We start from the raw sequence: 5,597 nt of genomic DNA, 5'->3' as shown, positions 1-5,597 counted from the left end.
GGTAGAGCAACTGACTCTTAATCAGTGGGCCCAGGGTTCGAGTCCCTGGAGGTGCACCAAATTTTGAACGTCAAATCGTAAGATTTGGCGTTCTTTTTTGTTATGTAACCCCGAAAAATCGGGGTCTGCACGGTCAATGCACGATTTTTGCACGGTCGGCTTTTTCGTAGGAATCCTCTGCATAGGCTGGAATTGCTTTGAAATGCGTGGTAAATTTTGCATCAGGTCAGCAGTGCCAGACGGAGCTGCGCCTTTACTTCGGGGTCTGCATTCTTCAGCAATTCCAAGAGAGCCGTCATGGAGATGGTGGGTTCGCCTGCGGCGGGTACAGCCTGCGGGCTGGGGCTTTCCTGTTTAGCATAGAACCCTTCCTCGAACTTCCTGCCCAGTTCTACACGAGAGGACTGCTGGATATGGGCATAGGTGTTCACCAGCATATCTGCCGTAGCGTGTCCTGTGGTGCCTTGAACGGCCTTCACATCGCCGCCGGAGATCATCAGCTGATAGGTCGCACTGGAATGCCGCAGACCGTGGAACACAATACGAGGGAACTCCGGGTGTGCATCCTGCCATTTGAGGAACTTTTTGCGAATCAGCACAGGCTCCACAGCCAGACCGTTGGGCAGACGGAACAGCATTCCGCTGTCATGGTAGCGTGCCGGATCTTTCATCTCGTCTGCCGCCAGCTGATTCAGCCACTTCTTCAGTTCCTCTTTCAGAGCAGAGGTCATGAAGATGGTACGGCAGGAGGACGCCGTTTTGGTGCTTTTCAGGATGAGAGAAGTGGTGCTGCGTTCCAGCTTGTCCGGGAATACCTTGATGATGCAGCCGTCGTCTACCTGATTCAGGGCTTCTTTACGCACTCGCTGCATGGATTTGTTGATACGGAATGTTCCGATGCCGTCCGCAGCGTCAAAGTCAATATCCTCTGGGGTCAGACCTACGATCTCGCCCTCTCGCAGTGCGCCCACCAGTGTGAGGTGGACTGCCAGATGCAGGATAGGGTCATCCATGCTGTCCAGAGCCGCCCGCATTTCCTCTACCGTCCAGATGGAGCGCTCCTGCGTGGACTTCTTGGGGCTGTCCACGGGAACAGGACTCTTAATCAGGATTCCCCACTCCACGGCATACTGGAACGCTGTTCCCAGCAGCCGGTGCACCTCATGGATAGTCGTGCCGGAAAGAAACCGCTGTTTCTGCTTTTCGGTCAGTTCTTGCTTCTTTCCCTCGATATACGAACCGCAGGGCGTTTTGCTCAGGGTCGTATAGAGGTTTTCCATGTGGTAGGGCTTGAGTTTCTGCATCTCCATGCTGCCGATATAGGGGATAATAAGGTTCTGAATGGTGGAAAGGTTGGATTCGTAGGTTTTGGGTGCCCACTTGTGTTTGCTGCACTGCTTGGGCAGCCAATCCATGAGGAACTCTGCTACCGTCACAGAGGACGGAATCAGGAAAGTACCAGCCGCCAGTTCATGCTCGATTTGCTTTTTTCGGTTTGTTGCCTCCTCTTTTGTGGGAAAACTCTCCCATTTGTCGCAGCTCTTGCCGTGCTCATCTTCATAAGTGTATCGGACGCTGTAAGAGTTGCCGCGCTTCGTAATATATGCCATACTGTTTGCCTCCTTATCAAGCTGCCCGGTAGAGCCACGCATCGAAACTGTCTTTCGGTACACGGATGCTTCCGCCTACCCGCAGGACACGGAATTCGGTGGTGCTGTTGCACAGGTTGTAAGCAGAGCGCAGGCTGATGGCCAGCATTCGTGCGATCTCTTCCACCGTGTACACCAGCTTCGTGGTTGCTGGGCTGTCAGTCGGAGACTTGACGGCATTGGTTTGAGTGACCACCTCCATTGTAGTGAGATTCGAGTCCTTTTGCAAGAACTTATTCGTATAATCGGAAGATTGCACAGGGACGGTCATAGAATTACGGTCAAAATCCATAAGCATTGCTCCTTATATTGTCATATCATCTAAAAATTCAGCTTAAAGTTCTACATCCTGCCCACGCTTGCGGTTTCGCTGTGGCACATTCATGGTGCGCTCCTGCTTGGGAGCAAGAATCTTTTCCAGAAAACCGCGCACCAGTTCAGGAGCACGGTGGAGCGCATCCAGATAGGGCTTTACATCGTACCACAGGTCGTGGTACTTGTTGCTCCAATGAATGGCTTCCTTCTTGGCGGTGGAAAGTTCTTCTTTCAGGCGGCGGTTCTCTACGTCCATCATATAGCCGTGGTCAGCCTGTTTTTTCAGTTTGGAAAATTCTTCTTCGGTCAGCGAGTAGTTGCCGAGGAAGGTGCGCTTGCCGATATAATCCAGATCACGCGCATGAATGAGGGCTTCTTTCGTGAGTGTGGCCTTTTTCTGCACAGCGGCAAGTTCCTTCTCCTTTTTGGAGAGGGTCTGACTGGTTTTAGCAAGCGACTGTGCTTGTTCGTCGGCTTGTGCAGTCAGGCTGTCCAGACGCTCCTGCTCCCGCTGGACTTTGAACTGGGTGACGGTCAGGTGTTCTTCAGTGCTGCCGCGTTCACCGCGCTCTACATCCGTGTACCCGGCGTTGCGCATATAGTTGAAGAAATCGTCTTGCAGGACACTGTACGACTTCTTCAGGACTGGCTTGCCGTTCTTTTGCAGCGCAGGCTTTCCGGCATCGTCCAGCAGGGGCTTGGATGCCCACTTCTTGCTCCGGCTGACCTGCATGACGGTCTCCTTGACTTTGCCGACCAGAGCCTTGTCCTTGCAGCGTTTCGACCACAGGATCTGCTTTTCCACCACAGGCACATAGACCACATGAAGATGGTAGTGGTAGACCTCCCGGCCTAATGCTTCGGTCATGGCGCGGTTGATTTCATCGGCGTGCATGACAGCCGAGAGAATATACTGCTCACCGCCCACGATTTGAACGGCTGCTTTGTAGGCATCCTCATAGAACTGCTTGGCGAACTCATAGCCGCCGTGATTGTCAAAGTAGGCAGAGTTGACATCAAAGACAAGTTCACAGTAGTGGATAGCATCCGGCTTCAAGCCGCGCGTGGAGATGGTTCCGGCGGCTTCCAGTTGGGCGAATAGGTCGGTGTAGCTGGCAGTTGGCTTTTTGAAGTGGACGTTCCATGCAGTGCGCTGGGGGATAATGTCGGGGTTCCGATAGCTGTCCTTTTCACGCTCATTGTGCTGTTGGGTGTTGCCAACGGCCTTGTCCGAAACGGCGAGATTCCGGACACTGGTGCGGTCAACGCCATCGTTTCTTGCCAAAGGGCATCCCTCCTTTCAAGGTTCATCGAAAGGTGACGGGGAACGAAGATGCACTTCTTCGGAAGTGTAATAACCCACTATAACACTTTCATCCCTATGGGCTGCAAAGTGTAGTGGGCTCTTCGAGGACTCTCCGAGGGGGAACGCCTCCTGCGGGAGAGCTACAATCAAGTTCGCACAATGCGAACTTGATTGCTCCGTACGCATCTGAAAAAATTGCGTACGGACTTCAAATAACCTGTACGGTTCGTACGACGTACGGAAATGCGAAATATAAACGATAACACGTTTTAAAACGCTTTAATTCGCCGTACAGATGCGTACAAGTACAGACCGTACAGGTTGTACGAACTTCTTCTGTGAAAAATGCACTTTTTACGGGCAGGGGTGGACAAGCGGTTCGATGCCCACAAAGCCCCGCACTCTGCGGCCACCGGGCAGATAGATGTTGTTGGTGGCTTCAAGGTTGTAGCGGCGGTCGTTCTGGCGCAGTTCGGCGCTGAAACGGATCGCCGATACGCTGTGGCAGGCGTTGTCCTCGCACCACTGCTTATAAATGTCGTAGAACTCCTTGGAACTGATGGAGTAGTCCGCCTTGAAACGGAAGTAGCCCTCGGACTCCATGAAGTCGATGACATTGTTGCTGCTGCGCTTGATGGTGTCCACGTTGGCTGCGGCTCGTTCGCTGACCGTGAAGCGGAAATCGTTCTGCACCAACCGGTGCAGCCCTTCCAGACACCAGAGCAGGATGCCTTCCAACTCGGCGCACATCTTCTCCACAAGGAAGGGGTCATCCGTGCGGTCGGTGGGCTTGTCCTTGGTGGTCAGGATGAGCTGGCGGCGAAAGAAACCGTCCGAATGGTCGTACAGCGAGGTCAGCGCACCGTTGCCGAAGCAGAGGAACCGGGCGTAGATGTCCCGCTGGTAGCTCTGGACACCTTTGCGCTCCAAGTCCAGCTTGGCCTCGGCGGTCACGATGGTCTTAATATAATTCGTCTTGGGCAGGGCGTTCATGTCCATGTCATCGTCAATCATCAGCAGGCGGCGTTCCAGATCGGCGCGGGCAAAGCGGTTGTTCTCCACTTTCTGGACGCTGCCGTTGCTGGCGGCATCCCCCATGAGCCGTTTCAGCACCAGCCCGATGCGGGACTTTCCCTCGCCGCCTTTGCCGACAATGAGCATCATCTTCTGTCCCTTGGTGCTGGGGATCAGGCAGTAGCCCAGATATTCCTGTAAGGTGGGGATGTCGGCATCGTCCAGCAACTCGTGCAGAAAGGTCAGCCAACGGTCAGGGATGGCAGCTTTCGGGTCGTATTTCACAGGCAGACGGTTCTGGCAGAACAGACGGCTTTCCTGAAAGGTGCCGTCCGGCAGATGGTACACGCCGTTCTGGAGGTGGATGCAGTCCTGTTCGATGGGGAACGGGTCGGAAAAAGCCAGCAGCTTGATGGTCTCCAGAATGTTGGTGACTTTTTTGGACAGGCCGGAGGTGACATATTCCTCGATATTCTCCAAGATGCGCTGCTTGATCTCGCTCTCGTCCTCCACCGGGCCGTCCAGCGTGTACAGCGTACTGTTGACGCATTTCAGCGGCCACTGTTCCAGAAAGGCGCGGCCAAACTGGACTTCATCGATCTTCTTACCGTTGTACCAGTCCGGCCATAAGGGGTTGCGGGAAATGTTTTTCCTCATAGGGTGGTTCTCCTTTAGAAAAGTGAAGTGGCGGGTCTCACGGTGAGACCTACCACTTCAGGTGAATAAATTATTAGGCGCACTTTGCCAGAGCAAGGCGGTCGGTGCGCTCCTCCAGCATCAGCAGGTACGGCCCGGACAGCAGCCGTGTGGCGGCAGCGGACTTCTGCTGGGGTGTCCCAAATGCAACGCAGTCCGTCAGGTGCTCGATGGTCTCGGTCATGTGGAGGGCTTCCACGAACCGCTCGTCCAGCGGTTCTTCCGGGCTGGCGGGCTTGTAGCGCTCCTGCCAGTCGTGCAGCAGGTCGAGATAATCGGTCAGCACCCGCAGGCAGTAGGCGATGTCTGCCCACTGCTCGTCCGTCAGGCCACGCTTGGGCGGCGGCAGAGCGATGGCATTGGCGGGCGGCTTATCCGGGTCAAGCCCGAAGTCGTGTATCAGCTTCTCGGCGGCTTGCCGGGGGTTCAGGTCGAACAGTTTGGCGGTGAGGTCGATGGCATCTCCGTTGGCCCCACAGCCAAAACAGTAATAATAGGTGTCGTTCAGCTTCATGCTGGGGTCGCTGTCAGAATGGAACGGACAGCACACCATGCCATGGCGGTCGGGCTCCATGCCGTACATCTCTCCCACCTGCCGAACGGTGATGGCGGACTTG

At 54.7% G+C, this 5,597-nt stretch carries 5 protein-coding genes; all 5 read right to left on the bottom strand.

From position 1 onward, the window contains the following. Positions 1-221 precede the first annotated feature (221 nt). Positions 222-1,610, bottom strand: coding sequence for a site-specific integrase (locus DWY95_RS16630; RefSeq protein WP_097839213.1), 1,389 nt, complete (start codon positions 1,608-1,610; stop codon positions 222-224). A 16-nt stretch (positions 1,611-1,626) separates the two neighbouring features. Next, a complete protein-coding gene (locus DWY95_RS16625; protein WP_055192342.1) occupies positions 1,627-1,941 on the bottom strand; it encodes a helix-turn-helix domain-containing protein in 315 nt (104 codons plus the stop codon). A gap of 42 nt (positions 1,942-1,983) precedes the next feature. Beyond that, entirely contained in the window at positions 1,984-3,249 is a 1,266-nt protein-coding gene (locus DWY95_RS16620) for a plasmid recombination protein (RefSeq protein ID WP_118554328.1), read from the bottom strand. A 375-nt stretch (positions 3,250-3,624) separates the two neighbouring features. Further along, on the bottom strand, positions 3,625-4,941 hold the full coding sequence (locus DWY95_RS16615; protein WP_118554327.1) for a phage/plasmid primase, P4 family: 1,317 nt from the start codon (positions 4,939-4,941) through the stop codon (positions 3,625-3,627). A 73-nt stretch (positions 4,942-5,014) separates the two neighbouring features. Then, a partial coding sequence (locus tag DWY95_RS16610) for a CHC2 zinc finger domain-containing protein (protein WP_243082894.1) occupies positions 5,015-5,597 on the bottom strand: 583 nt, incomplete at its 5' end.

The organism is Faecalibacterium sp. AF28-13AC (assembly GCF_003478405.1).
In the GTDB taxonomy this organism is placed as follows: Bacteria; Bacillota; Clostridia; order Oscillospirales; family Ruminococcaceae; genus Faecalibacterium; species Faecalibacterium prausnitzii_E.
This window is presented reverse-complemented; position numbering and strand designations above follow the sequence as displayed.